Source organism: Streptomyces sp. NPDC050619 (assembly GCF_040654815.1).
In the GTDB taxonomy this organism is placed as follows: Bacteria; Actinomycetota; Actinomycetes; order Streptomycetales; family Streptomycetaceae; genus Streptomyces.
The window spans coordinates 115618-136561 of record NZ_JBFAIR010000010.1 but is presented as its reverse complement, the minus strand read 5'-3'; the positions used below and the strand labels follow the sequence as shown (position 1 = coordinate 136561).

The window sequence follows — 20944 nt, the reverse complement described above, 5'->3', positions numbered from 1 at the left end:
CGTCGATCTTCAGGTAGCTGATCCAGAGGTGTCTGATCCAGGGGTGTTCTAGAGGTACAGGCCCGTGGAGTCCTCGGACCCCTCGAACCGGTCCGCGGCCACCGCGTGCAGATCACGCTCACGCATGAGCACGTACCCGATGCCCCGCACCTCGACCTCGGCCCGGTCCTCCGGGTCGAACAGAACCCGGTCACCGGGCTCCACGGTCCGTACGTTCTGCCCCACGGCGACGACCTCGGCCCACGCCAGCCGACGGCCCACGGCAGCCGTGGCGGGGATCAGAATGCCGCCGCCCGAACGCCGCTCGCCCTCGCTGGTGTCCTGCCGCACGAGTACACGGTCGTGCAGCATCCGGATGGGCAGCTTGTCGTGCTGGGTACTGTGCTCGTTCCTCTTGGCGCTCACGCCCTCGAACCTACCTGCCATGGCCGCATCCGTAAGCCGTCGGGTCAGCTCTTACGACGCCGGGTTCCGAGGGCGAGCAGCCCCACGACCCCGACCACCACGAGCGCGGCGGGCACGACCCGCTCCAGCCGAGGCGCGCCCTTTTCGTCGACGAACTGGGCCTTGACGTCACTCACCGCCCGATTGACCCCGACATAGGCCCGCCCCAGCGTGTGATCAATGTTCGAGACCACCTTGGCCTTGGCGTCGCCGACGATCGTCTTGGGATGCACCCGCACCCCGATCTCGTCGAGCGTCTCGGCCAGCATGTCGCGGCGGCGCCTGATGTCCGCCTCGATCTGCGCCGGGGTTCTCGTGTCCGACGTGTCCGCCACGGTACGGCCTCCGAAGTCTGCTGATGCTGTTGCGGACAGTCTGTCAGCTCCAGGGGTCACCGCACTGTCAGGACCCCCGGTTACGCTGGTTCGATGAGCGAGCGACTGCAGCCGGGCGACACCGCCCCCGCCTTCACCCTCCCCGACGCCGACGGCAACGACGTCTCCCTGTCGGACCACAAAGGCCGCAAGGTCATCGTCTACTTCTACCCGGCGGCGCTGACCCCCGGCTGCACGAAGCAGGCCTGCGACTTCACGGACAACCTGGAACTGCTGGCCGGCGCGGGCTACGACGTGATCGGCATCTCCCCGGACAAGCCGGAGAAGCTGGCCAAGTTCCGCGAGAAGGAATCCCTGAAGATCACCCTCCTCGCGGACCCCGACAAGACGGTCACCGAGGCCTACGCCGCCTTCGGCGAGAAGAAGAACTACGGCAAGACGTACATGGGCGTCATCCGCTCCACGGTGATCGTGGACGAGGACGGCAAGGTGGAACGCGCGCTGTACAACGTGCGGGCGACGGGCCACGTGGCGAAGATCATCAAGGATCTGGGTATCTGAACAAGCCCCGTCCCCCGGACTGGCCGGTGTCCCGTCTCCGGCCCCGGCATGGCCCCGCACTCATCCGTTCGGTCCCCACAAGCTGCCCACTTCCTTCCCTGGGCCTTGGCTGGGAGAAACCGACCAGGAGGAGGACCGGCCATGCGGCGGGACCTGTCCGTGTCCGGCGCCCCCAGGGCGGACACGCCTAAGTTCGACGACCGACACACCCCTCCGGCTCGGGCCGCGCGGCCGTGGTGGCCCTGGCCGGCGGCGGTGGCCTCGGCGTTCACCCTCGCCCAGCTACTGCTCGTCCCGCCGGGTATGGGTCTGGGCTGGGACGAGGTCATCTACGTCAGCCAGGTCAGCTCGCACGCGCCGGCCACCGCCTTCAGCGCCCCTCGTGCCCGGGGGGTGTCCGTGCTGGTGTGGCCGGTCACCGCCTGGACCTCGTCGACCGCCGCGCTGCGGGTCTACCTGGCCGTCGTCTCCGGGCTCGCGCTCTTCCTCGTGATGCGGGTGTGGCGCGGAAGGCGTCCGCCCGGCGTCCTGGCCTTTGCCGGCCTGCTCTTCTGCGGCCTGTGGATCACCGTCTTCTACGGCCCGCAGGCCATGCCCAACCTCTGGGTGGCCCTCGCCGGTCTGGGCGCGGTCGGCTGCTTCCTGCGCGCGGCGGCCGACCGCGCCGACCGCGCCGCGCTGTGGGGCCTGGGCGCGTGCGCCGCCGTCATGGCGTTGATGCGGCCCACCGACGCGGTCTGGGTCGCCGTGCCGCTCGTCGCCGCTCCCCTGCTGGTACGCCGCTGGCGCCGCCCGGCACTGTTCGCGGCCGTCGTGCTCGGACTGGTTGCGGGTGCGGCCCAGTGGGTCATCGAGGCGTACACCAGTCACGGCGGCCTGACCGCACGACTGGAGCGGGCCAGCGAGATCCAGGGCGGCCTCGGCTGGAACATCGCGGTCGGTGACCAGCTGCGCACCCTTCCCGGCCTCAGCATCTGCCGACCCTGCGACGCACCCTGGCCGAACCCGGCCCTGGCCGTGTGGTGGTTCGCCCTGCCGGTCCTCGTCGCGGGCGGCGTGGCGCTCGCCGTCAGGTCCCGCAGAGCCCACGACACCCTGCTGCTCACGGCGTGCGCGGTGACGTCGGCCGTTCCGTACCTGCTCTTCGTCGACTACGCGGCCCCCCGCTTCCTGCTGCCCACCTACGCTCTGCTCGCCATCCCGGTCGCGGACTGCCTGGCCTGGCTGGCCATCGGCGCCGCCCGCCGCCGGTGGCGCCCCGTCACGGCGTCACTGGTCGGCCTGGCGGTGATCGGGCATCTGGCCATCCAGTACGTCGTCCTCTCTCGCCTGGCGGCGCGCACCGACGCCCAGCACCGTGACTGGGCGCACATCGCGGACGGCCTGCACGAGCTGGGCATCCGGCCGCCCTGCCTGGTGAGCGGCCCGACGACGGTCCCGATCGCCTACTACGCCCAGTGCCTGTCCATCGCCACCCACGGGCCGAACGTCAACATCACCCTCGCCGGCATCCGGGCCGCCGCCCAGCACCAGAACGTCGCCGTTCTGGTCCCTCCCACCGGCACCCCGCCCGGCTACGCCGCCGACTGGCCCTGGCGCCCACTGCCCGCGCCACCGGCGCTCGCCGGATACCGCGTCTACACGCCGCCGACGAGGACGATCTCATCAGGCACCGCCATCGGCTGACGGGCCCCGTCCCCGGTAGCATGGGCACGCACGCGGCCGTTGCTGAATGGTATAAGCAGAGGTTTTAGGTGCCTCGGGGCATTTGCCCATGTGGGTTCGACTCCCATCGGCCGCACACAGAGAGGGGTCGTCCAACTGGACGGCCCCTCACGGCCCTTCGCCCCTCAGCCCAACAACTCCCGCACCACCGGCACCAGCCCCCTGAACGCCTCTCCCCGATGGCTGATCGCGTTCTTCTCCTCCGCGCTCAGCTCGGCGCACGTCCGCGTCTCCCCCTCCGGCTGAAGGATCGGGTCGTACCCGAACCCGTTCGTGCCGGTCGGAGCATGCCGCAGCACTCCCCGCAGCCGGCCCTCGACGACCCGCTCCGTGCCGTCCGGCAACGCCAGCGCCGCCGCGCAGGCGAAGTGCGCGCCACGGTGTTCGTCAGGGATGTCGGCGAGCTGGGCCAGCAGCAGTTCCAGATTCGCTCGGTCGTCGCCATGGCGGCCCGACCATCGGGCGGAGAAGATGCCGGGCGCGCCGTTCAGGACGTCGACGCACAGGCCCGAGTCGTCGGCCACCGCGGGCAGGCCCGTGGCCTGGGCGAGGGCGTGGGCCTTCAACAGCGCGTTCTCGGCGAAGGTGACGCCCGTTTCCTTGACGTCGGGTACGTCGGGATAGGCGTCCGCGCCGACCAGGTCGTGGGGCAGGCCTGCGTCGGCGAGGATCGCCCGGAGTTCGGTGATCTTTCCGGCGTTGCGGGTGGCGAGGATCAGGCGTGTCATGGCGACCAGTATCCCGGCCCGGCCGACCAGGACTTAGACCGACCGGCAATTGGAGGGCGGGAGAAGGAGCGGGGTCTGGTGCGTGCAGCTGCAAGGCGGAGGAGGGAGTGATGGCGGAGCCATCGCGACCGACGACAACGCGGCAGATGTGCGTGCCAGACCCCGCGACGCCGCCCTCCAATTGCCGGTCGGTCTTACGGAGTGCACACCTTGGTCAGTTCGCCCGCCGCGTCCGTGACCGGGCTGAGGTCGGGCGTCTCGTCGCCGTTCTTGACGGACGTACGGACATTGCCGACCGCGGTACTCAGGTCGTCGACCGCCTTGTTGACGTCCGTGTTGTCGGTCTTGTCGCCGATCTTGTCGAGGTTCTTGTCGATCGAGTTGAGGGATTCTTCCAGCTGCGTCGGGTCGTTCGACGCGCTCTCCACGGCCTGCTGGAGTTCCGTGACGCTGTCGGCGATGGCGTCGGCGGTCTGGACGCAGTCCAGTGCCTTGTTGACGGCGTCGCAGCCGGTGGTCAGGCCGACCGTCAGTCCGACGGCCGCGACGGCGGCGGCGATGGCGGTACGGCGACTACGACTTCGGCGGCGGCTCGCGGCCATGGAAATGTTCCTCCCGTTGCTCAGGCCTGAACAGGCCCCCCGTGCTGGCCGGGCGCACGGTGGTGTGCCGTGCGCCCGTACTCGTAGGGACGCGAGGGTGGTCGGCGGGGTTGCCCCTTTCGACGGTCCCCCTTGATGCGTCCTTGGTGTGCCCTTTACCTTTCGAGGACCGTATCAAGTGCCTTGTGCTGAAGGACAGCGAGTTCCTCGCAGCCGGAAACCGCGAGGTCCAGCAGGGAGTTGAGCTCGTCGCGGGCGAAGGGCTCGGCCTCGGCCGTGCCTTGGACCTCGACGAAGCGTCCGTCACCGGTGCAGACGACGTTCATGTCGGTCTCGGCGCGGACGTCCTCCTCGTAGCAGAGGTCCAGGAGAGGGACGCCGCCCACGATGCCCACCGACACCGCGCTGACCGTCCCCGTCAGCGGCTGGCGGCCCGCCTTGATCAGCTTCTTGCCCTGGGCCCAGGCGATCGCGTCGGCCAGCGCCACGTAGGCGCCGGTGATGGCCGCCGTACGCGTGCCGCCGTCGGCCTGCAACACGTCGCAGTCCAGGACGATCGTGTTCTCGCCGAGGGCCTTGTAGTCGATGACCGCGCGCAGGGAGCGGCCGATGAGGCGGCTGATCTCGTGGGTGCGGCCGCCGATCTTGCCGCGGACGGATTCGCGGTCGCCGCGGGTGTTGGTGGCGCGGGGCAGCATGGAGTACTCGGCGGTGACCCAGCCCTCGCCGCTGCCCTTGCGCCAGCGCGGTACGCCTTCGGTGACGGAGGCGGTGCAGAAGACCTTCGTGTCGCCGAAGGAGACGAGGACGGAGCCTTCGGCGTGCTTGCTCCAGCCGCGTTCGATGGTGACCGGGCGGAGTTGTTCGGGGGTGCGGCCGTCGATTCGAGACATGGCGTCGAGCCTAGTCGTACCTGCGCGAGGGGCTCGTCCCGCGGTGGGAAGAGCCCCTGACGAGTGAGTGCGACCGGGGCCCGCTTACATCATGTCTTCGATGTCCCCCGCGATCGGATCGGCGTCGGTGCCGATGACGACCTGGATGGCGGTGCCCATCTTGACGACACCGTGGGCGCCGGCGGCCTTCAGCGCGGCCTCGTCGACCAGCGAGGCGTCGCGGACCTCTGTGCGCAGGCGCGTGATGCAGCCCTCGACCTCTTCGATGTTGTCGATGCCACCGAGCCCGGCAACGATCTTCTCAGCCTTGCTGGCCATGTTCCGTCTCCCTGCGAGCGAACTGGATTCGTGGGTTCCTTATGCAACCTTCATCGTGCTACAACAGGTCTACACCACTGAGTGGTGTAGACCACCACCCGATGGAGGAAGTGTATGAGCTCCGCCACCGCAACGGCGACCCCGGCGAAGAAGCGGGGATCCGGCCTGATCCAGGGCCTGCAGAAGGTCGGCCGCAGCTTGCAGCTCCCGATCGCCGTACTGCCGGCGGCGGGCCTCCTGCTCCGGTTCGGCCAGCAGGACATCCACGACAAGCTGAACCTGCCCGACAAGGTCACGGCCGTGTTCGCCACGGCCGGCGGCGCGATCTTCGACAACCTGCCGATGCTGTTCTGCATCGGTGTCGCGATCGGCTTCGCCAAGAAGTCGGACGGCTCGACGGCGCTGGCCGCCCTGGTCGGCTTCCTGGTGTACAGCAACGTCCTCAAGGCGTTTCCGGTCTCCGAGGCGAAGGTGCAGGCGGGCGCGGACGTAGCCGCGACCTACAACAACCCCGGTGTGCTCGGCGGCATCGTCATGGGTCTGCTCGGCGCCGTGGTGTGGCAGCGCTTCCACCGCACCAAGCTGGTGGACTGGCTCGGCTTCTTCAACGGCCGTCGGCTGGTGCCGATCATCATGGCCTTCGTCGGCACGGTCATGGGTGTCTTCTTCGGACTGGTCTGGGAGCCGATCGGTGAGGTCATCTCCGACTTCGGCGAGTGGATGACGGGCCTGGGCGCCTTCGGTGCGGGTCTGTTCGGTCTGATCAACCGTGCGCTGATCCCGGTCGGCATGCACCAGTTCGTGAACACCGTCTCCTGGTTCCAGATCGGCGACTTCACGGACGCGGCCGGCCAGGTCGTCCACGGCGACCTCAACCGCTTCTTCGCCGGTGACCCGACCGCCGGTCAGTTCATGTCGGGCTTCTTCCCCATCATGATGTTCGGTCTGCCGGCCGCCGCCATCGCCATCGCTCACTCCGCCCGTCCCGAGCGCCGCAAGGCCGTGATGGGCATGATGATCTCGCTCGCGCTGACCTCGTTCGTGACCGGTGTGACCGAGCCGATCGAGTTCTCGTTCATGTTCATCGCGCCGCTGCTGTACGTGATCCACGCGGTGCTGACGGCCATCTCCATGGCGGTCACCTGGGCGCTCGGCGTCCATGCGGGCTTCACCTTCTCCGCGGGCTTCATCGACTACGCGCTGAACTGGAACCTCGCCACCAAACCCTGGCTGATCATCCCCATAGGCCTGGTCTTCGCCGCGATCTACTACACGGTCTTCCGCTTCGCCATCATCAGGTTCAACCTGCCGACCCCGGGCCGCGAGCCCGAGGAGGAGGTCGAGGACCTCACCAAGGCGTAGGTGTCGCTACCCGCACGAAGGCCCCCGGAGTCATGAACAACCGCTCCGGGGGCTTCCGCATGCATGGGGGGCTAGATCTCGTACGACACCCTCGGCGTCGCCAGTTCCACCGGGCCGTCGAACACCGCTCGCGCGTCGGCGAGGTTGACCTGCGGGTCGGTCCACGGGGGGATGTGGGTGAGGACCAGGCGGCGGGCGCCTGCCCGGGCCGCCGCCTCACCCGCCTCGCGGCCGTTGAGGTGCAGGTCGGGGATGTTCTCCTTGCCGTGCGTGAAGGCGGCCTCGCACAGGAACAGGTCGGCGTCGCGGGCGAGTTCGTCCAGGGCCGCGCTGACGCCGGTGTCGCCGGAGTACGTCAGGGTGCTCCCGCCGTGCTCGACGCGGATGCCGTACGCCTCCACCGGGTGGGCCACGCGCTCGGTGTGCACCGTGAACGGGCCGATCTCGAAGGTGGACGGCTTGACCGTGTGGAAGTCGAAGACCTCGCTCATGGAGGAGGCGGTGGGGGTGTCGGCGTAGGCGGTGGTCAGCCGGTGTTCCGTGCCCTCGGGGCCGTAGACGGGGATCGGGTCGCAGCGGCCGCCGTCGTGGCGGTAGTAGCGCGCGACGAAGTACGCGCACATGTCGATGCAGTGGTCGGCGTGCAGATGGCTGAGGAAGATCGCGTCGAGGTCGTAGAGACCGCAGTGGCGCTGCAACTCGCCCAGGGCACCGTTGCCCATGTCGAGGAGCAGCCGGAAGCCGTCGGCCTCAAGGAGGTAGCTCGAACAGGCCGATTCCGCGGACGGGAACGACCCCGAGCAGCCGACGACGGTGAGCTTCATAAAGCAGAAACCTCCGCTGGCGGGGAAGATCGAGAGAAGGGGCGTCGGGGGTCGTGCGGTGCGTCGAGCGTAAGGCGCAAAACCCCGGGTCGCTCCTCCGCCAAGGGCTGTTGTGGGGGAACTCACCTGTGGTGTCACCGGTTCGGTTGGCCCCGGGGCGCGCGCGGTTCGCAAGAGGGAGCGCGGGGCATTCGCGCGCCGGTAACGTCATCGTATGGACACGTCCTGGTGGCTCGCACTCGCGGCGGTGGTGGTTCTCGCGCTGATCGCCACGCTCGTCGACGGGTGGGGCCGGGGGCACCGTCCGAGAACGCGTGGGGGACGCCCGCCGGGGCGCCCGGCGGTGCGTTCGCGGGGTCGTCGTCCGCAGCCGGCGGAGATCTGGTGGGCGAGGGTGCCGTATGAGGACGGGCCAGAGTCAAAAGGGGCCGCGCGATGGGGGTCCCCCCAGGCATTCGGCACTGGGGGAGCGTCGGGTAGGGCGGCGGTGGGAGACGGGCGGGCAAAGGACCGGCCGTGTCTGGTGCTCGCGGTGCACGGGCGGCGGGCGGTCGTCGCGAAGATCACCAGCAGGTACCACGACGAGCGGCCCGGGGTGATCCCGCTGCCGCCGGGGGCGGTGGGCGACGCGCACGGGCGCGCGAGCTTCCTGGAGACGGACGAGCTGCGCGATGTGCCCGTGCGGGACTTCCGGCGGCGGGCGGGAGTGGTGGACCCGGTCCTGTGGGACCAGGTCCGTCACCTCACCGGGTAGTGCCTTACGGGGCCTACGCCCAGAGCTGGCCCTGGAGCGTCTCGATGGCCTCCTCCGTCGTGGCGGCCGTGTAGACGCCGGTCGAGAGGTACTTCCAGCCGCCGTCGGCCACGACGAACGCGATGTCCGCGCTCTCGCCCGCCTTGACGGCCTTGTTGCCGACGCCGATCGCCGCGTGCAGGGCGGCGCCGGTGGAGACGCCGGCGAAGATGCCCTCCTGCTGGAGCAGCTCGCGGGTGCGGGTGACCGCGTCGGCGGAGCCGACCGAGAAGCGGGTGGTCAGGACGGAGGCGTCGTACAGCTCAGGTACGAAGCCCTCGTCGAGGTTGCGCAGGCCGTACACGAGGTCGTCGTAGCGCGGCTCGGCGGCGACGATCTTCACGTCCGGCTTGTTCTCGCGCAGGAAGCGGCCGACGCCCATGAGCGTGCCGGTGGTGCCGAGGCCCGCCACGAAATGCGTGATCGACGGGAGGTCGGCGAGGATCTCCGGGCCGGTGGTGGCGTAGTGGGCGCCCGCGTTGTCCGGGTTGCCGTACTGGTAGAGCATCACCCAGTCGGGGTGCTCGGCGGACAGCTCCTTGGCGACCCGTACGGCGGTGTTGGAGCCTCCCGCGGCGGGCGAGGGGATGATCTCGGCGCCCCACATGCCGAGCAGCTCGCGCCGCTCCTGCGAGGTGTTCTCGGGCATCACGCACACCATGCGGTAGCCCTTGAGCTTGGCCGCCATGGCGAGGGAGATGCCGGTGTTGCCGCTCGTCGGCTCCAGGATCGTGCAGCCCGGGGTCAGGCGGCCGTCCTTCTCCGCCTGTTCGATCATGTGCAGGGCGGGGCGGTCCTTGACCGAGCCGGTGGGGTTGCGGTCCTCCAGCTTGGCCCAGATGCGGACGTCGGCGGACGGCGAGAGCCGCGGCAGGCGCACCAGAGGGGTGTTGCCCACCGCGGCCAGCGGAGAGTCGTAACGCATAGGTGGTCAGCGAGCCCTAGACCATGCCGCCGGCGACGGCCGGCAGGATCGTTACGCTGTCGCCGTCGGCGAGCTTGGTGTTGATGCCGTCGAGGAAGCGGACGTCCTCGTCGTTGAGGTAGACGTTGACGAAGCGGCGCAGCTGGTCGCCGTCCACGATGCGGGCCTGGATGCCCGCATGCCGGGTCTCGAGGTCGGCGAAGAGCTCGGCGAGGGTGTCTCCCTGGCCCTCCACCGCCTTCTTGCTGTCGGTGTACTGGCGGAGGATGGTCGGGATGCGGACCTCGATGGCCATGGCTCAGGGCTCCTGTCGGAAGGTGTCTGGTCGGTGGGCGCGCGGCAGCGCAGTACAGCAGGGGTGGTGCTATCGGCGCCGCGGCTCACGGCCGTACGGCGGCAGGGCAGCGTCAACAGATGGCGCTGGCGAGCCTGCACAGGTCGACGTGCAGCCGCGCCACGAGCAGCATGCCCGGCGTCTTTTCGCTCACGTCGTGGAAAACCATGGGGTCATCGTATCGATTCCCGGTCCGGGTCCCGGAATGTGATCCCACATTCCGGACGGATATCGGCCGAGGAGTGAGACTTCACTGCTCAGGCGGACGCTCTGAGCACCAGGCGGGTGGGGACGACCACGGAGGACACGTCCGGTGCGTCGGCCGCGTCGCTCCCCGTGGTGCGGGCCCACAGCAGCCGGGCCATCAGGCGGCCCATGTCCTCGACGTCCTGGTGGATCGTGGTCAGCGGCGGGTCGGTGGTCTCGGCGATCTCCGCCAGGTCGTCGAAGCCGACGACGGCCACGTCCTGAGGCACCCGCCGCTCGCGTTCCCGCAGCACCTGCAAGGCACCGGCCGCCATGAGGTCGGAGGCGGCGAAGACGGCGTCCAGGGCGGGACACCGGTCGAGCAGGGCGGCCATGGCCTTGGCGCCGCCCTCGCGCGTGTAGTCGGCGCGTTCGATCAGGTCGGGCGAGGGCGAGGCGTCCAGGAGGGCGTCCCGGTAGCCCGCGAGCCGGTCGACGGCGGAGTTCTCCTGGTCGTACGGACCGGTGATGGTCGCGATGCGCCGGCGGCCGAGGGAGACCAGGTGCTGGACGGCCTGGCGGGCTCCGCCGCGGTTGTCGCCGTCGACGTAGGCGTGGCCGCGCACGGTGTCGCCGTCGCGCAGGAGGGGGCGCCCGCCGAAGACGGCGGGCAGGCCGAGCCGGTCGATCATCGCGGGCAGCCGGTCGCCGGGGCGCAGGTCGAACAGCAGGGCGCCGTCGACATGGCCGCCGCCGAGGAAGTCGGCCACGCGCGCGTAGTCGTCCGGCTCCTCCAGGAACAGCAGCACCGCCTGCGCGCCGTGCTGGGCGAGCTCCCTGCGGATGCCGCGCAGCAGGCAGTCGAAGAACGGGTCGATGAAGAGACGGTTCTGCGGCCGCGTCGCCACGACCGCGACGGCGTTCGTGCGGTGGGTGACCAGTTGCCGGGCGGCCTGGTTCGGGACATAGCCGAGGTCGGCGATGACCTCACGGACGCGGTCGACGACCTCCGCCCGGACCCGGGGTTCGTCGTTGATCACCCGCGACACGGTGGACTTCGAGACGCCCGACCGGCGGGCGACGTCCTCCAGTGTGGGGCGGCGGCCGTTCGTGCGTTGCGTCAACACCATCTCCGTTACGGCGAGTTGTGCGGGAGCGGCTTACGACGATCAGTATGCCTCGACGACCTTGACCTCCTCCTCCGAAACCGCGCCCTCCACGATGCGGTAGGAGCGGAACTGGAAGGGGCCCGCGCTGTCCGTGTCCGCCGTCGAGACGAGGACGTAGTGCGCGCCGGGCTCGTTGGCGTAGGAGATGTCGGTGCGCGAGGGGTACGCCTCGGTCGCGGTGTGGGAGTGGTAGATGACCACCGGCTCCTCGTCGCGGTCGTCCATCTCGCGGTAGAGCTTGAGCAGGTCGCCGGAGTCGAACTCGTAGAACGTGGGCGACATGGCCGCGTTCAGCATCGGGATGAAGCGCTCGGGACGGTCCGAACCGGCCGAGCCCGCGACGACGCCGCACGCCTCGTCGGGGTGGTCCTTGCGCGCGTGGGCGACGATCTGGTCGAAGAGGGCCTGGGTGATGGTCAGCATGCTGGTCAGGATAAGCAGAAGGCCGCCCTGTACCGGAGGGTGGTACGAGGCGGCCATATGCCGGACGTTCGTCCTTGGAGCTTGGATTCAGCGGACCTTCTCGAACTCCGGCTCGCCGCCGCGCTCGCCGATGTGCGGGTTGCGGGCCTTCAGGATCGCCCAGCCGATGGCGAGGGCGACGGCCCAGCCGGCCATCACGTAGAGGCAGACGCGGGCGTCGGCGTCGTACGCGATCAGGCCGGTGACGAAGAGCAGGAAGGCGATGGCGACGTAGGAGCACTTCGAGCCGCCCGGCGCCGGGAAGGGGGAGGCGGGCAGCCGGCCGGCGACCACCGCGCGGCGGTACCGGACATGGCTGATCAGGATCATCAGCCACGTCCAGATGCCGGCCGCGGTGGACACCGAGGTGACGTAGCCGAAGGCCTTCTCCGGGACGACGTAGTTCAGGATCACGCCGATGCTCATGAAGAGGACCGAGACCATGATGCCGAAGGCCGGCGTCTTGGTCGAGGACAGCTTGCTGAAGACCGCCGGGGCCTCGCCGCTGTCGGCCAGGTTCCGCAGCATGCGGCCCGTGGAGTACATGCCCGAGTTGCAGGAGGACAGGGCAGCGGTGAGGACCACGAAGTTCACGATGCCCGCGCCCGCCGGGATGCCGATCTTCGCGAAGGCCTCGACGAAGGGGCTGACACCTTCCGCGAACTCGGTCCACTTCACCACGCACAGGATGACGGTGAGGGCACCGACGTAGAACAGCGCGATGCGCCAGGGCAGGGTGTTGATCGCCTTGGGGAGGGTCTTCTCCGGGTTCTCGGACTCGCCCGCGGTGACGCCGACCAACTCGACGGCGAGGTAGGCGAACATGACGCCCTGAAGGGTCATCAGGGACGAGCCGATGCCCTTGGGGAAGAAGCCGTCGAAGGCCCAGAGGTTGGAGACGGCCGCGGTGTCACCGGCGTTGCTGAAGCCGAAGGTCAGGACGCCCAGGCCGATCACGATCATGCCGATCAGGGCGGTGACCTTGACCATCGAGAACCAGAACTCCAGCTCTCCGAAGACCTTCACGGAGATCAGGTTGACCCCGAAGAGGATCACCAGGAAGACCAGGGCCGTCACCCATTGCGGAATGGACGGATACCAGTAGTTGACGTAGATCGCGGCGGCGGTCAGCTCGGCCATGCCGGTGACCACCCACATCAGCCAGTACGTCCAGCCGGTGAAGTAGCCGAAGAACGGGCCGAGGAACTCGCGGGAGTACTCCGCGAAGGAGCCCGAGACCGGGCGGTAGAGCAGGAGCTCGCCGAGCGCCCGCATGATGAAGAAGATGATCACGCCCGCGAGGGCGTACATGAGGATGAGACTGGGGCCCGCCTTGGCGATGTTCGCCCCGGCCCCCAGGAAGAGGCCGACGCCGATGGCGCCGCCGATCGCGATCATCTGGACCTGTCGACTGCCGAGCCCGCGCTCGTATCCCTCTTCCGGGGCCTTCTCCGTGTCGACCTGAGCCGAGGTCATGTGTGGTGCGCCTTTCTCCATGCCGACCCGGGCCTTCGTCGGCCTCGGATCTCGTCGGTCCCCCCGGATTCTGGAGTGAGCGAACCTTCCCCCGGGTTCGCTCATGCCCTGGCCGACGATCGGTCGGCTCGGTGGCGCACCCGGGCGACAGCATGGGTGGCGTTCGCCGGGCGGTCGTGAAGATTTATCACGGCCGCCACATTGATCACCTGAGCGACGTGTGGCGCAGCCCACACGGAGACGCGGACAAAAAGCACCCCGAGGGGGCATAGGTGTCCGTCATGGTGACGTGATCGTTATCCGGATTTGAGTGTCCTCTGAGCGAACACAAAATCCGTACAAGTCAGGACAGAGGCGTCACGCCAGAAGCATCAGGGCAGCAGCGTCGCGACGAGCGTCTCCTGGAGCCCGCCCAGCCACAGATACGCCATCACCATCGGCTTGCGCGGGTCCTCGTCCGGGAGGCGGTAGAGGAGGTCGGTGTCCTCCTCCTCGGTGATCTCCAGACGGGATCCGATCGCCAGGCGCAGGTCGTTCAGGGCGCTGAGCCACTGCTGGGACTCGGCGGGCGAGAGCTTGAGGACCGCCCCGCCGTCGCCGGGAGAGCTCAGCTCGTCCAGGGAGCGGATCACCGCGAGCGCGTTGTCGCGCTTGCCGGCGCGCAGGTCGTTCTCCGTGTAACGGCGGAACTCGGCGGAGTACGCCCGCTGCTCCTCGGCCTCCCTGGGGCCCGGAGTGCCCTCCGGGTCGCCGTAGGCGTCCGGGAACAGGCGCATGAGGACCGGGTCGGCGGGCGGCTCACTGGGACCGTCGGCGAACAGCTCGGCGAGCGGGTCCTCGGGGGCGTCCCCGCCGGGGCCGGGGCCGATGAGTTCCAGGAGCTGGACGGCCAGCGACCGGATGATGGAGATCTCGACGTCGTCGAGCGCGACGGCCGCGCCGCCGCCGGGGAGCGGTTCGAAGTGTCCTGGCATCAGGGGTTATCGCTACTTCCGGTCCTGCTGGAGGGTGGCCCACAGGCCGTATCCGTGCATCGCCTGCACGTCGCGTTCCATCTCCTCGCGACTGCCGCTGGACACGACCGCCCGGCCCTTGTGGTGGACGTCGAGCATGAGCTTGGTGGCCTTGTCCTTGGAGTAGCCGAAGTACGACTGGAAGACGTACGTCACATAGCTCATGAGGTTGACGGGGTCGTTGTGGACGATGGTGACCCAGGGGACGTCCGGCTCGGGTACGGCGAAGACCTCCTCCGCCGACTCGGTGCGTTCGATCTCTACGGGAGCGGGTGACGTCACAGGGCCCATGCTGCCACGCACGCCATAAATCGTCACACTGACGCGAATGGGAGTACCATCCCTTGCCATGAACACAGCGGACCTAGGGCTGCCGGTGGATGTTCCCTCTACCGCGCTCTTCACGGACCAGTACGAGCTCACGATGCTGCAAGCCGCCCTGAAGGCGGGTACCGCCGAACGGCGTAGCGTGTTCGAGGTCTTCACGCGACGGTTGCCGCATGGTCGCCGATACGGCGTGGTGGCGGGCACCGGACGCGTGCTGGACGCGGTCGAGAACTTCCGCTTCGACGCGGACGTCCTCGGTTTTCTGCGCGAGAACGCGATCGTCGACGAGGAGACCCTCCAGTGGCTCGCCTCCTACCGCTTCAGCGGTGACATCTGGGGTTACCCGGAGGGCGAGGTGTACTTCCCCGGCTCGCCGATCATCCGGGTCGAGGGCTCCTTCGCCGAGTGCGTGCTCCTGGAGACGGTGATCCTCTCGATACTCAACCACGACTCGGCGATCGCGGCGGCGGCCTCCCGGATGGCCTCCGCCGCCGGCGGGCGCCCGCTGATCGAGATGGGCGCCCGCCGCACCCACGAGTTGGGCGCGGTGGCCGCCGCGCGCGCCGCGTACGTCGGCGGCTTCACCACCACCTCCGACCTGGCGGCCGGCTTCCGCTACGGCATCCCCACCGTGGGCACCAGCGCACACGCCTTCACCCTGCTGCACGACAACGAGCGGGACGCCTTCCAGGCCCAGGTGAACTCGCTGGGCCGGAACACCACCCTGCTCGTGGACACGTACGACGTCACCGAGGCCGTGCGTGCCGCCGTCGAGGTCGCCGGGCCCGAGCTGGGCGCCGTGCGGATCGACTCCGGCGACCTGCTGCTGGTCGCGCACCGGGTGCGGCAGCAGCTGGACGAGCTGGGCGCGAACGACACGAAGATCATCGTGACCTCGGACCTGGACGAGTACGCCATCGCCTCGCTGGCGGCGGCGCCCGTGGACGCGTACGGCGTCGGCACCCAGTTGGTGACCGGCTCCGGGCATCCGACCTGCTCGATGGTCTACAAGCTGGTCGCCCGCGCCGAGTCCGCCGATCCGAAGGCCCCGCTGGTACCGGTGGCGAAGAGGTCGACCGGCGGCAAGACCTCCATCGGCGGCCGCAAGTGGGCCGCGCGGCGCCTCGACGAGTACGGGGTCGCGGAGGCCGAGGTCATCGGCACCGGGCAGGTGCCGGGCGAGCTGGCCGACCGGCAGCTCCTGGTCGAGCTGGTCAAGAGCGGCGAGGTCGTCGCCCGGGAGCCGCTGGACGTCGTACGCGACCGGCACGCTCAGGCCCGCGGCAATCTGCCGCTGTCGGCGACGCAGTTGTCGCGCGGGGAACCGGTGATTCCCACGGAGTATGTGCACGTGCGTACGGGTAGCTAATGCGCGTGCTCGATACGGCTGTTGCGGGTTCTGGACGGGGGTGCTCCACGCGAGTGCGCCCGCTCGCGCCCGCTGCACCCGGTGATGCCCCTTCCCGCCCCGCCCCCGCAGTCCGTAGGCTCGGAGGTTCACCGGCCGGGCCCGCACCCCTTTTCCTTCTCCACCCCGACCCCATAGTCGAAGGACACCGACCATGCGCCGCGCCTTGATCGTCGTAGACGTGCAGAACGACTTCTGCGAGGGGGGCAGCCTCGGGGTGACCGGGGGTGCCGATGTGGCCGCCGCCGTCACCGAGCTGATCGGGCAGGCGGCGGGTTCCGGCTACCAGCATGTCGTGGCCACCCGGGACCATCACGTCGCGCCCGGCGGCCACTTCGCCGACAACCCCGACTACGTCCACTCCTGGCCCGCGCACTGCGTCGCGGGGACCGAGGGCGTGGGCTTCCATCCGAACTTCGCCCCCGCGGTCGCCTCCGGCGCGGTCGACGCCGTCTTCGACAAGGGGGCGTACACCGCGGCGTACAGCGGCTTCGAGGGCGTGGACGAGAACGGCGTCTCCCTCGCGGACTGGCTGCGCGCCCGGGAGGTCCGGGAAGTGGACGTCGTGGGCATCGCGACCGACCACTGTGTCCGCGCCACCGCCCTGGACGCGGCCCGGGAGGGCTTCCGTACGCAGGTCCTGCTGGACCTCACGGCCGGGGTGGCCGAGGAGACCACCGACCGGGCGCTGGAGGAGATGCGGGAGGCGGGCGTGGAGCTCACCGGGAAGCCTGTGGTCTGAGGTCCAGCGGTATGGACAGGGCCGGCGGGACCGGTCATGCCGGGGCCGCCGGGCGCCTCAGCAGGGCCCTGATCGGGTGCCACAGTTCCTGGACGAGTTCCGGACCGCCCAGGACACCGTTGTCAGGTGCCGTGCGCCATATCAGGCCGTCCGGATGGTGCAGCACCGCGGTGATCTCGTCCGGGGTGGGCGGGGCCGCGTTGCCCCGCAGGTAGATCGCGCGCAGGCCCAGGTTGCGCAGCCTGGTCAGGGCGCGCGCCCGGTTCTGGGCATGCACGAGCACGCGTACGCAGCCCGTGCCCTCGGCGGTGGGGCTGGGCAGGTTCAGCGCCACCACCACGCTGCCGGTCGGCAGCTTGCAGAAACCTCCTGCGGCCATGCGGTCACACCCCCGTGTGCGTCGGTGTCAATAAGAGAGCCACAGGACGCACCTAAACACGATCGGCGACGACCCGCCAGAGGGTCGCCGCCGATACGCTTGTGACCTGCGGAGATGCTGTCTACTTCGCGGACGGTCCGACCTGGACCGAGATCGTCGAGCCGTCGGCCGGCTCCTTTGTGATCTTGATTCGGGTGTCGGTGTCAGTGACCTTGACGCCCGCGAACGGGTTCGAGGCGTCGTAGTAGCTCGACGTGCCGTCGTCGAAGACCGGGACACCGACCCGCGACCTGATCGTGGTCGGGGCGCCCGCCTGGTGCACCGTGATCGCGTCCGTCCGCTGCCGGGTGAAGGTGGAGTCGAAGGCCTGGATGCGGTTCGGTATCAGCGTGCCGTCGGACCGCTTCAGCGGCGTCGGATGGGAGTCGATCGGCAGGATGAGACCCGTGCCCGGGTGCTGACTGGTGTTGTCGTCGGCCTGGGAGGTGTCCCACTTCCAGATCAGCAGGCCGTTCTGGTACGGGTAGTGCTCCACCCACTGCGGATTCGAGAAGCCGAAGTGGTACGGGCCGACCTTGAGGACCTTGTCGTACGACACGTACTGGCGGTTCTCGGCGATGTAGTACTGCGGGTAGTCGTCCGTGATGGACGCGCCGATGCGGCTGAAATCGCTCGCCGTCCAGGCCGCGTCGGCGGACTCGGCGTTGTCGGAGAACAGGGCGGCGCCGTCGGCGGTCACGGTGATCCCGTCGGCCGTGAAGCCCTTCTGGACCACCGCGCCGTCGGTCTGGTAGCGGAAGCGCAGCCCGATCTTCTGGCCGGCGTAGGCGTCCAGCGGGAACGACAGCTTCTGGTGCGCGTCCACCGTGCCGGTGAGGGCGGGCTTTCCGTCGTCGTCACGCGGGATGGCGCTGCCGTCGGCCAGCTTGCCGTCGACGGGCGTCCAGTTGGCGCCGCCGTCCGTGGAGACCTCGGTGTACAGGTAGTCGCCGTCCGCCTCGATGTCCCACCAGCCGTCGAGGGTGAGGCTCGCGGACGACTTGCCGGTCAGGTCGACCGTGCGGGCAAGGGAGTTGCTCAGGTTGTTGCCTTTGCCGCTCCACCACTGCCTGGTGGCCTGCGCCGGGGCGACGATCTCCGTGGTGACCGCCTTGTCGGGCAGCTGGACCACGAGGGCCTGCGGGTTCTTGGTGCTGTACTCGGCGGCACCGAGGGTGTGGTTCGACTTCACGCCCGCCTGGGCGATGTCGTAGTCGAGCCAGCCCAGTTGCAGCTTGTCCCAGGCGTTCATGTCACCGGGCAGGTCACCGATGACGTCCTTGCCGGTGCCGAGCCAGTTGCCGTTCGACATCACCGTCCAGAAGCCCGTGGAGTTCGCGCCGCCGCCGGAGGTGTCGTACTCGTCGGGCAGGCCGAGGTCGTGGCCGTACTCGTGGGCGTAGACGCCGAGGCCGCCGTTCTCCGGCTGCATGGTGTAGTCGCCGACCCAGATGCCGGTGTCGCCGATCTGGGTGCCGCCGAGCTTGTTGGTGTCCGGGCCGGTGGAGCCGACGTCGGTGTTGAAGGCGTACCAGCGGTGGGCCCAGATGGCGTCCTCGCCCTGGGCGCCGCCGCCTGCGGACTCGTCCTCGCCGGCGTGCACGATCTGGAAGTGGTCGATGTAGCCGTCGGGCTCGTTGAAGTCGCCGTCGCGGTCGTAGTCGTAGCGGTCCCACTGGTCGAACTCGGCCAGCTCCGCCTTGATCTGGGCGGCCGTGTCACCGGCGGCCTCCCGCTCGGCGACCCAGGCGTTGACGCCGTCCTGCACGGCGTACCAGGCACCGGTGGACGCCTTGTTGGAGCCGTAACGGGCCTCGTTGTAGGGGACCTTGACCCAGTCGGCGATCTCGCCGTCCACCGAGTAGCGGCCCGAGGACTGCTTCTCGTAGTACTTCTTCAGCGACTCGGTGTTCTCGCCGGTGCCGAAGTAGAGGTCCTGGAAGTGTTTCTGGTTGTAGTCCGCCTGCCAGTCCGTGGTGTTGTTCACCGAGCGGTCCGGCTGGGCTATCCGGTTGTGCAGCGGGCCGGGGGTGCCGCCGTAGCGGCTGTCGACCTGGTCCCCGAACTCGACCAGGATCGTGAAGATCTTGTCGGTCTTCTCGCGGCCGAGTTCGACGTACTTGTCGTCGCCCTTGAGCTTGACGACCTTGGAGCCGTTCCGGTCCCGGACCTTGGCGGAGCCGGATATGACCTGGTTGAGCGCCTCTTCGCGCTGGGCCGCCTGGGTCTTGGACAGCGGACCGTCCAGGTCGTGAGCCTTCATCTTGGCCGGCTGCGGGTCGTGCCCGTCCGCAGCCGGGGGTACGGCGGTCGAGTCGGCCTGGGCCACCGTGAAGCCCGAGAAGGTGGCCGTGGCCGCGGCGAACGCGACGAGTGTCGCCGCCGTTCTGAACTGCCAGGATTTGCTGGTCACTTGAAATCCTCCTACGCGTCTGGGCGCGCGGAAGGAGGGGGGTCCTGAGCCTGATGAGTCCGCGCGCACTATTCAACGCGCTCAGTCAAGTGACCACATTTGACTAGAGGTTGAGGAGAAAAGACAGATCTTGACTTTGGCAAGCCAGTCTGAGCAACAGGAAGTTGGTGTTCCGCTTTACGAAAGCCGGGCCACCGCACGCGTACTCACGAAGGACGGCGGCGCCCCTCGAACGGGCGCGCGGTTCCGTCCACTTACTGGACGCCATGACCCCGTGCGCCCCCTGTGCTCCGGCACTGTTGGTCAGGTCACGCTTACTGTTCGTTCCACTCGGGCATGCAGGCGATTAGAGTCGCTTGGCGGATCGCCCCTAAATCGGCGGAAAGCCAGGCCGACGCCCCCGTGGACCCCCACTTCCGAGGACACGATTGCCATGCCTCGTCCGACTGTCACGCCTCGCCCGACGGCCGCACAGCTCGCCTACGGTTCGTGCACCGTGATCTTCTCGACACTCGCCATGCTGCTGCTGTCACAGACGAGTTCGGGCGTGGGGATCGCGATCATCGCCGTCTCGGCACTCGCCCTCGGACTGCTGGTCGCCATGACCGTTCCGGCGCCCAAGCCACGCGTGGTCGCGGTGAACCGGCCCGCCGCGGCGCAGGCCGAGAAGACTCAGACGCCGGTGCCGGCCTCGATCGCCGCGGTGGCGTCCGAGCACGTGCGTGAGCGTCCCGTGCATGAGCGCGCGGCTTCCTGAGGCTCGGTCTGTCAGTTGATGCGGACCACCACCGTCTTCGCCGCCTTGTCGTGCAGGCCCTGCTTGTAGGGCTTGTCGAAGAAGCTCCAGCCGCCCGAGATCGCCGTCCAGATGCAGGCGCAGCAGAACGCGAACGGGATCCACAGCACCGCCGAGCGGATCAGCGTGCTCTGCACGGAGGGGGTGGCGCCGTTGTCGAGGTTGGCCACCCGCATGCCCAGCCACTTCTTGCCGAGCGTCTGGCCCGACTTGGTGATCATGAAGGTGTCGTAGCCGATGTAGAGCACGGCGGCGACGACCGACTGCCCGAGCCCTCTGCCGTACGAGACGTCGTCGTTGTCCACGTTGTACTCGGTGACGTTGAGGCCCCAGGTGAGCAGCCAGACGACGATGCCGACGAGGATCATGTCGATGATCCGGGCGAGCGTGCGCTTGCCGCTGTCGGCGAGCGGGGGCATACCGGCGAGCGGGTCGCCGGGGTATCCGCCGCCGCCGCTGCCGCTGCCGTAGGGCTCACCGCCGTACGGACCGCCGCCTGGAGGAGGGGGCTGACCACCGTACGGCGAGTCGTACGGTGAGCCCGAACCCTCGGCAGGCGGGGGCTGCTTCCTGAAGGGGTCGTCTTCCGGTGGCTCTTGGCCTGAGCCGGGGGGCGGTTCGGTGCTCATGGCCCGAGTCGACCGCGAACGCCCCGGCTCCGCATCCGGCGAGCGGCCGTCCGGGGTACCG

25 protein-coding genes and 1 tRNA gene are annotated in these 20944 nt (G+C 69.1%); 8 read left to right on the top strand and 18 right to left on the bottom strand.

Annotated elements, in window-relative coordinates; genetic code table 11:
* Positions 1-48: 48 nt before the first annotated feature.
* Positions 49-405 carry a co-chaperone GroES gene (locus AB0I77_RS18550; RefSeq protein ID WP_363283644.1) on the bottom strand — a complete coding sequence of 119 codons (357 nt, stop codon included), beginning with the start codon at positions 403-405 and terminating at the stop codon, positions 49-51.
* A gap of 44 nt (positions 406-449) precedes the next feature.
* On the bottom strand, positions 450-779 hold the full coding sequence (locus AB0I77_RS18545; protein WP_363283643.1) for a DUF3618 domain-containing protein: 330 nt from the start codon (positions 777-779) through the stop codon (positions 450-452).
* Positions 780-872: 93 nt separating this feature from the next.
* Between AB0I77_RS18545 and bcp the strand changes: the two genes are divergently transcribed.
* From bcp to AB0I77_RS18530, 3 genes are all read left to right on the top strand, one after another.
* Complete coding sequence (gene bcp, locus AB0I77_RS18540) at positions 873-1340, top strand: thioredoxin-dependent thiol peroxidase (protein ID WP_363283642.1); 468 nt, start codon at positions 873-875, stop codon at positions 1338-1340.
* 141 nt (positions 1341-1481) lie between these two features.
* Positions 1482-3026 carry a hypothetical protein gene (locus tag AB0I77_RS18535; RefSeq protein ID WP_363283641.1) on the top strand — a complete coding sequence of 515 codons (1545 nt, stop codon included), beginning with the start codon at positions 1482-1484 and terminating at the stop codon, positions 3024-3026.
* A gap of 32 nt (positions 3027-3058) precedes the next feature.
* Positions 3059-3141, top strand: a tRNA-Leu gene (locus tag AB0I77_RS18530).
* A 49-nt stretch (positions 3142-3190) separates the two neighbouring features.
* On the opposite strand, the gene rdgB is transcribed toward AB0I77_RS18530, so the two are convergent.
* The 4 genes from rdgB to AB0I77_RS18510 form a co-directional block, all read right to left on the bottom strand.
* Positions 3191-3793, bottom strand: coding sequence for an RdgB/HAM1 family non-canonical purine NTP pyrophosphatase (rdgB, locus tag AB0I77_RS18525; RefSeq protein WP_363283640.1), 603 nt, complete (start codon positions 3791-3793; stop codon positions 3191-3193).
* Between the two features lie 194 nt (positions 3794-3987).
* On the bottom strand, positions 3988-4395 hold the full coding sequence (locus AB0I77_RS18520) for a hypothetical protein (RefSeq protein WP_363283639.1): 408 nt from the start codon (positions 4393-4395) through the stop codon (positions 3988-3990).
* Positions 4396-4550: 155 nt separating this feature from the next.
* The gene (rph, locus tag AB0I77_RS18515; protein WP_363283638.1) at positions 4551-5288 is read right to left on the bottom strand and encodes a ribonuclease PH; all 738 of its coding nucleotides are present in this window, start codon (positions 5286-5288) and stop codon (positions 4551-4553) included.
* An 84-nt stretch (positions 5289-5372) separates the two neighbouring features.
* Positions 5373-5606, bottom strand: a complete 234-nt coding sequence (locus AB0I77_RS18510; protein ID WP_363283637.1) for a PTS glucose/sucrose transporter subunit IIB — start codon at positions 5604-5606, stop codon at positions 5373-5375.
* A gap of 114 nt (positions 5607-5720) precedes the next feature.
* Here AB0I77_RS18510 and AB0I77_RS18505 point away from each other — a divergent pair, with 114 nt between their 5' ends.
* Positions 5721-6968: a PTS transporter subunit EIIC gene (locus tag AB0I77_RS18505; RefSeq protein WP_363283636.1), complete on the top strand. Its 1248-nt coding sequence runs from the start codon at positions 5721-5723 to the stop codon at positions 6966-6968.
* Between the two features lie 71 nt (positions 6969-7039).
* Here the strand turns inward: AB0I77_RS18505 and AB0I77_RS18500 are convergent, their stop codons facing one another.
* Complete coding sequence (locus AB0I77_RS18500; protein ID WP_363283635.1) at positions 7040-7792, bottom strand: MBL fold metallo-hydrolase; 753 nt, start codon at positions 7790-7792, stop codon at positions 7040-7042.
* 214 nt (positions 7793-8006) lie between these two features.
* Here AB0I77_RS18500 and AB0I77_RS18495 point away from each other — a divergent pair, with 214 nt between their 5' ends.
* The gene (locus tag AB0I77_RS18495; RefSeq protein WP_363283634.1) at positions 8007-8546 is read left to right on the top strand and encodes a type II toxin-antitoxin system PemK/MazF family toxin; all 540 of its coding nucleotides are present in this window, start codon (positions 8007-8009) and stop codon (positions 8544-8546) included.
* 13 nt (positions 8547-8559) lie between these two features.
* Here AB0I77_RS18495 and AB0I77_RS18490 read toward each other — a convergent pair whose 3' ends face one another.
* From AB0I77_RS18490 to clpS, 8 genes are all read right to left on the bottom strand, one after another.
* A complete protein-coding gene (locus AB0I77_RS18490; protein ID WP_363283633.1) occupies positions 8560-9510 on the bottom strand; it encodes a cysteine synthase in 951 nt (316 codons plus the stop codon).
* 16 nt (positions 9511-9526) lie between these two features.
* Positions 9527-9805 (bottom strand): MoaD/ThiS family protein, encoded by a 279-nt coding sequence (locus tag AB0I77_RS18485; protein WP_363283632.1) that lies wholly within the window; start codon positions 9803-9805, stop codon positions 9527-9529.
* A 112-nt stretch (positions 9806-9917) separates the two neighbouring features.
* Positions 9918-10013, bottom strand: coding sequence for a putative leader peptide (locus AB0I77_RS18480; protein ID WP_316959376.1), 96 nt, complete (start codon positions 10011-10013; stop codon positions 9918-9920).
* 88 nt (positions 10014-10101) lie between these two features.
* Entirely contained in the window at positions 10102-11160 is a 1059-nt protein-coding gene (locus tag AB0I77_RS18475) for a LacI family DNA-binding transcriptional regulator (RefSeq protein WP_363283631.1), read from the bottom strand.
* 39 nt (positions 11161-11199) lie between these two features.
* Positions 11200-11622, bottom strand: coding sequence for a M67 family metallopeptidase (locus tag AB0I77_RS18470; protein WP_363283630.1), 423 nt, complete (start codon positions 11620-11622; stop codon positions 11200-11202).
* A gap of 87 nt (positions 11623-11709) precedes the next feature.
* The gene (locus tag AB0I77_RS18465; RefSeq protein ID WP_363283629.1) at positions 11710-13137 is read right to left on the bottom strand and encodes an amino acid permease; all 1428 of its coding nucleotides are present in this window, start codon (positions 13135-13137) and stop codon (positions 11710-11712) included.
* Between the two features lie 371 nt (positions 13138-13508).
* On the bottom strand, positions 13509-14111 hold the full coding sequence (locus AB0I77_RS18460; RefSeq protein ID WP_363283628.1) for a DUF2017 domain-containing protein: 603 nt from the start codon (positions 14109-14111) through the stop codon (positions 13509-13511).
* Positions 14112-14123: 12 nt separating this feature from the next.
* Positions 14124-14441: an ATP-dependent Clp protease adapter ClpS gene (gene clpS, locus AB0I77_RS18455; protein ID WP_363283800.1), complete on the bottom strand. Its 318-nt coding sequence runs from the start codon at positions 14439-14441 to the stop codon at positions 14124-14126.
* Between the two features lie 58 nt (positions 14442-14499).
* On the opposite strand from clpS, the gene AB0I77_RS18450 reads away from it, so the two are divergent.
* Positions 14500-15846: a nicotinate phosphoribosyltransferase gene (locus AB0I77_RS18450; RefSeq protein WP_363283627.1), complete on the top strand. Its 1347-nt coding sequence runs from the start codon at positions 14500-14502 to the stop codon at positions 15844-15846.
* A 193-nt stretch (positions 15847-16039) separates the two neighbouring features.
* Positions 16040-16627 carry a nicotinamidase gene (locus AB0I77_RS18445; protein ID WP_363283626.1) on the top strand — a complete coding sequence of 196 codons (588 nt, stop codon included), beginning with the start codon at positions 16040-16042 and terminating at the stop codon, positions 16625-16627.
* A gap of 34 nt (positions 16628-16661) precedes the next feature.
* Here AB0I77_RS18445 and AB0I77_RS18440 read toward each other — a convergent pair whose 3' ends face one another.
* Complete coding sequence (locus AB0I77_RS18440; protein WP_363283625.1) at positions 16662-17006, bottom strand: hypothetical protein; 345 nt, start codon at positions 17004-17006, stop codon at positions 16662-16664.
* A 121-nt stretch (positions 17007-17127) separates the two neighbouring features.
* A complete protein-coding gene (locus tag AB0I77_RS18435; RefSeq protein ID WP_363283624.1) occupies positions 17128-19458 on the bottom strand; it encodes an immune inhibitor A domain-containing protein in 2331 nt (776 codons plus the stop codon).
* 433 nt (positions 19459-19891) lie between these two features.
* Here AB0I77_RS18435 and AB0I77_RS18430 point away from each other — a divergent pair, with 433 nt between their 5' ends.
* Complete coding sequence (locus tag AB0I77_RS18430; RefSeq protein WP_363283623.1) at positions 19892-20215, top strand: hypothetical protein; 324 nt, start codon at positions 19892-19894, stop codon at positions 20213-20215.
* Positions 20216-20226: 11 nt separating this feature from the next.
* Here the strand turns inward: AB0I77_RS18430 and AB0I77_RS18425 are convergent, their stop codons facing one another.
* Positions 20227-20883, bottom strand: a complete 657-nt coding sequence (locus AB0I77_RS18425) for an RDD family protein (RefSeq protein WP_363283622.1) — start codon at positions 20881-20883, stop codon at positions 20227-20229.
* Between the last annotated feature and the right edge of the window lie 61 nt (positions 20884-20944).

Bases quoted from the DNA above. Each gene is read 5' to 3' on its own strand.
- rph (WP_363283638.1), bottom strand. From the start codon at position 5,288: ATGTCTCGAATCGACGGCCGCACCCCCGAACAACTCCGCCCGGTCACC.
- AB0I77_RS18450 (WP_363283627.1), top strand. From the start codon at position 14,500: ATGAACACAGCGGACCTAGGGCTGCCGGTGGATGTTCCCTCTACCGCG.
- AB0I77_RS18465 (WP_363283629.1), bottom strand. From the start codon at position 13,137: ATGACCTCGGCTCAGGTCGACACGGAGAAGGCCCCGGAAGAGGGATAC.
- AB0I77_RS18495 (WP_363283634.1), top strand. From the start codon at position 8,007: ATGGACACGTCCTGGTGGCTCGCACTCGCGGCGGTGGTGGTTCTCGCG.
- AB0I77_RS18520 (WP_363283639.1), bottom strand. From the start codon at position 4,395: ATGGCCGCGAGCCGCCGCCGAAGTCGTAGTCGCCGTACCGCCATCGCC.
- AB0I77_RS18440 (WP_363283625.1), bottom strand. From the start codon at position 17,006: ATGGCCGCAGGAGGTTTCTGCAAGCTGCCGACCGGCAGCGTGGTGGTG.
- AB0I77_RS18490 (WP_363283633.1), bottom strand. From the start codon at position 9,510: ATGCGTTACGACTCTCCGCTGGCCGCGGTGGGCAACACCCCTCTGGTG.
- AB0I77_RS18425 (WP_363283622.1), bottom strand. From the start codon at position 20,883: ATGAGCACCGAACCGCCCCCCGGCTCAGGCCAAGAGCCACCGGAAGAC.
- AB0I77_RS18480 (WP_316959376.1), bottom strand. From the start codon at position 10,013: ATGGTTTTCCACGACGTGAGCGAAAAGACGCCGGGCATGCTGCTCGTG.
- clpS (WP_363283800.1), bottom strand. From the start codon at position 14,441: ATGGGCCCTGTGACGTCACCCGCTCCCGTAGAGATCGAACGCACCGAG.
- AB0I77_RS18445 (WP_363283626.1), top strand. From the start codon at position 16,040: ATGCGCCGCGCCTTGATCGTCGTAGACGTGCAGAACGACTTCTGCGAG.
- AB0I77_RS18475 (WP_363283631.1), bottom strand. From the start codon at position 11,160: ATGGTGTTGACGCAACGCACGAACGGCCGCCGCCCCACACTGGAGGAC.
- AB0I77_RS18430 (WP_363283623.1), top strand. From the start codon at position 19,892: ATGCCTCGTCCGACTGTCACGCCTCGCCCGACGGCCGCACAGCTCGCC.
- AB0I77_RS18500 (WP_363283635.1), bottom strand. From the start codon at position 7,792: ATGAAGCTCACCGTCGTCGGCTGCTCGGGGTCGTTCCCGTCCGCGGAA.
- AB0I77_RS18485 (WP_363283632.1), bottom strand. From the start codon at position 9,805: ATGGCCATCGAGGTCCGCATCCCGACCATCCTCCGCCAGTACACCGAC.
- AB0I77_RS18510 (WP_363283637.1), bottom strand. From the start codon at position 5,606: ATGGCCAGCAAGGCTGAGAAGATCGTTGCCGGGCTCGGTGGCATCGAC.
- AB0I77_RS18470 (WP_363283630.1), bottom strand. From the start codon at position 11,622: ATGCTGACCATCACCCAGGCCCTCTTCGACCAGATCGTCGCCCACGCG.
- rdgB (WP_363283640.1), bottom strand. From the start codon at position 3,793: ATGACACGCCTGATCCTCGCCACCCGCAACGCCGGAAAGATCACCGAA.
- AB0I77_RS18535 (WP_363283641.1), top strand. From the start codon at position 1,482: ATGCGGCGGGACCTGTCCGTGTCCGGCGCCCCCAGGGCGGACACGCCT.
- AB0I77_RS18505 (WP_363283636.1), top strand. From the start codon at position 5,721: ATGAGCTCCGCCACCGCAACGGCGACCCCGGCGAAGAAGCGGGGATCC.
- bcp (WP_363283642.1), top strand. From the start codon at position 873: ATGAGCGAGCGACTGCAGCCGGGCGACACCGCCCCCGCCTTCACCCTC.
- AB0I77_RS18460 (WP_363283628.1), bottom strand. From the start codon at position 14,111: ATGCCAGGACACTTCGAACCGCTCCCCGGCGGCGGCGCGGCCGTCGCG.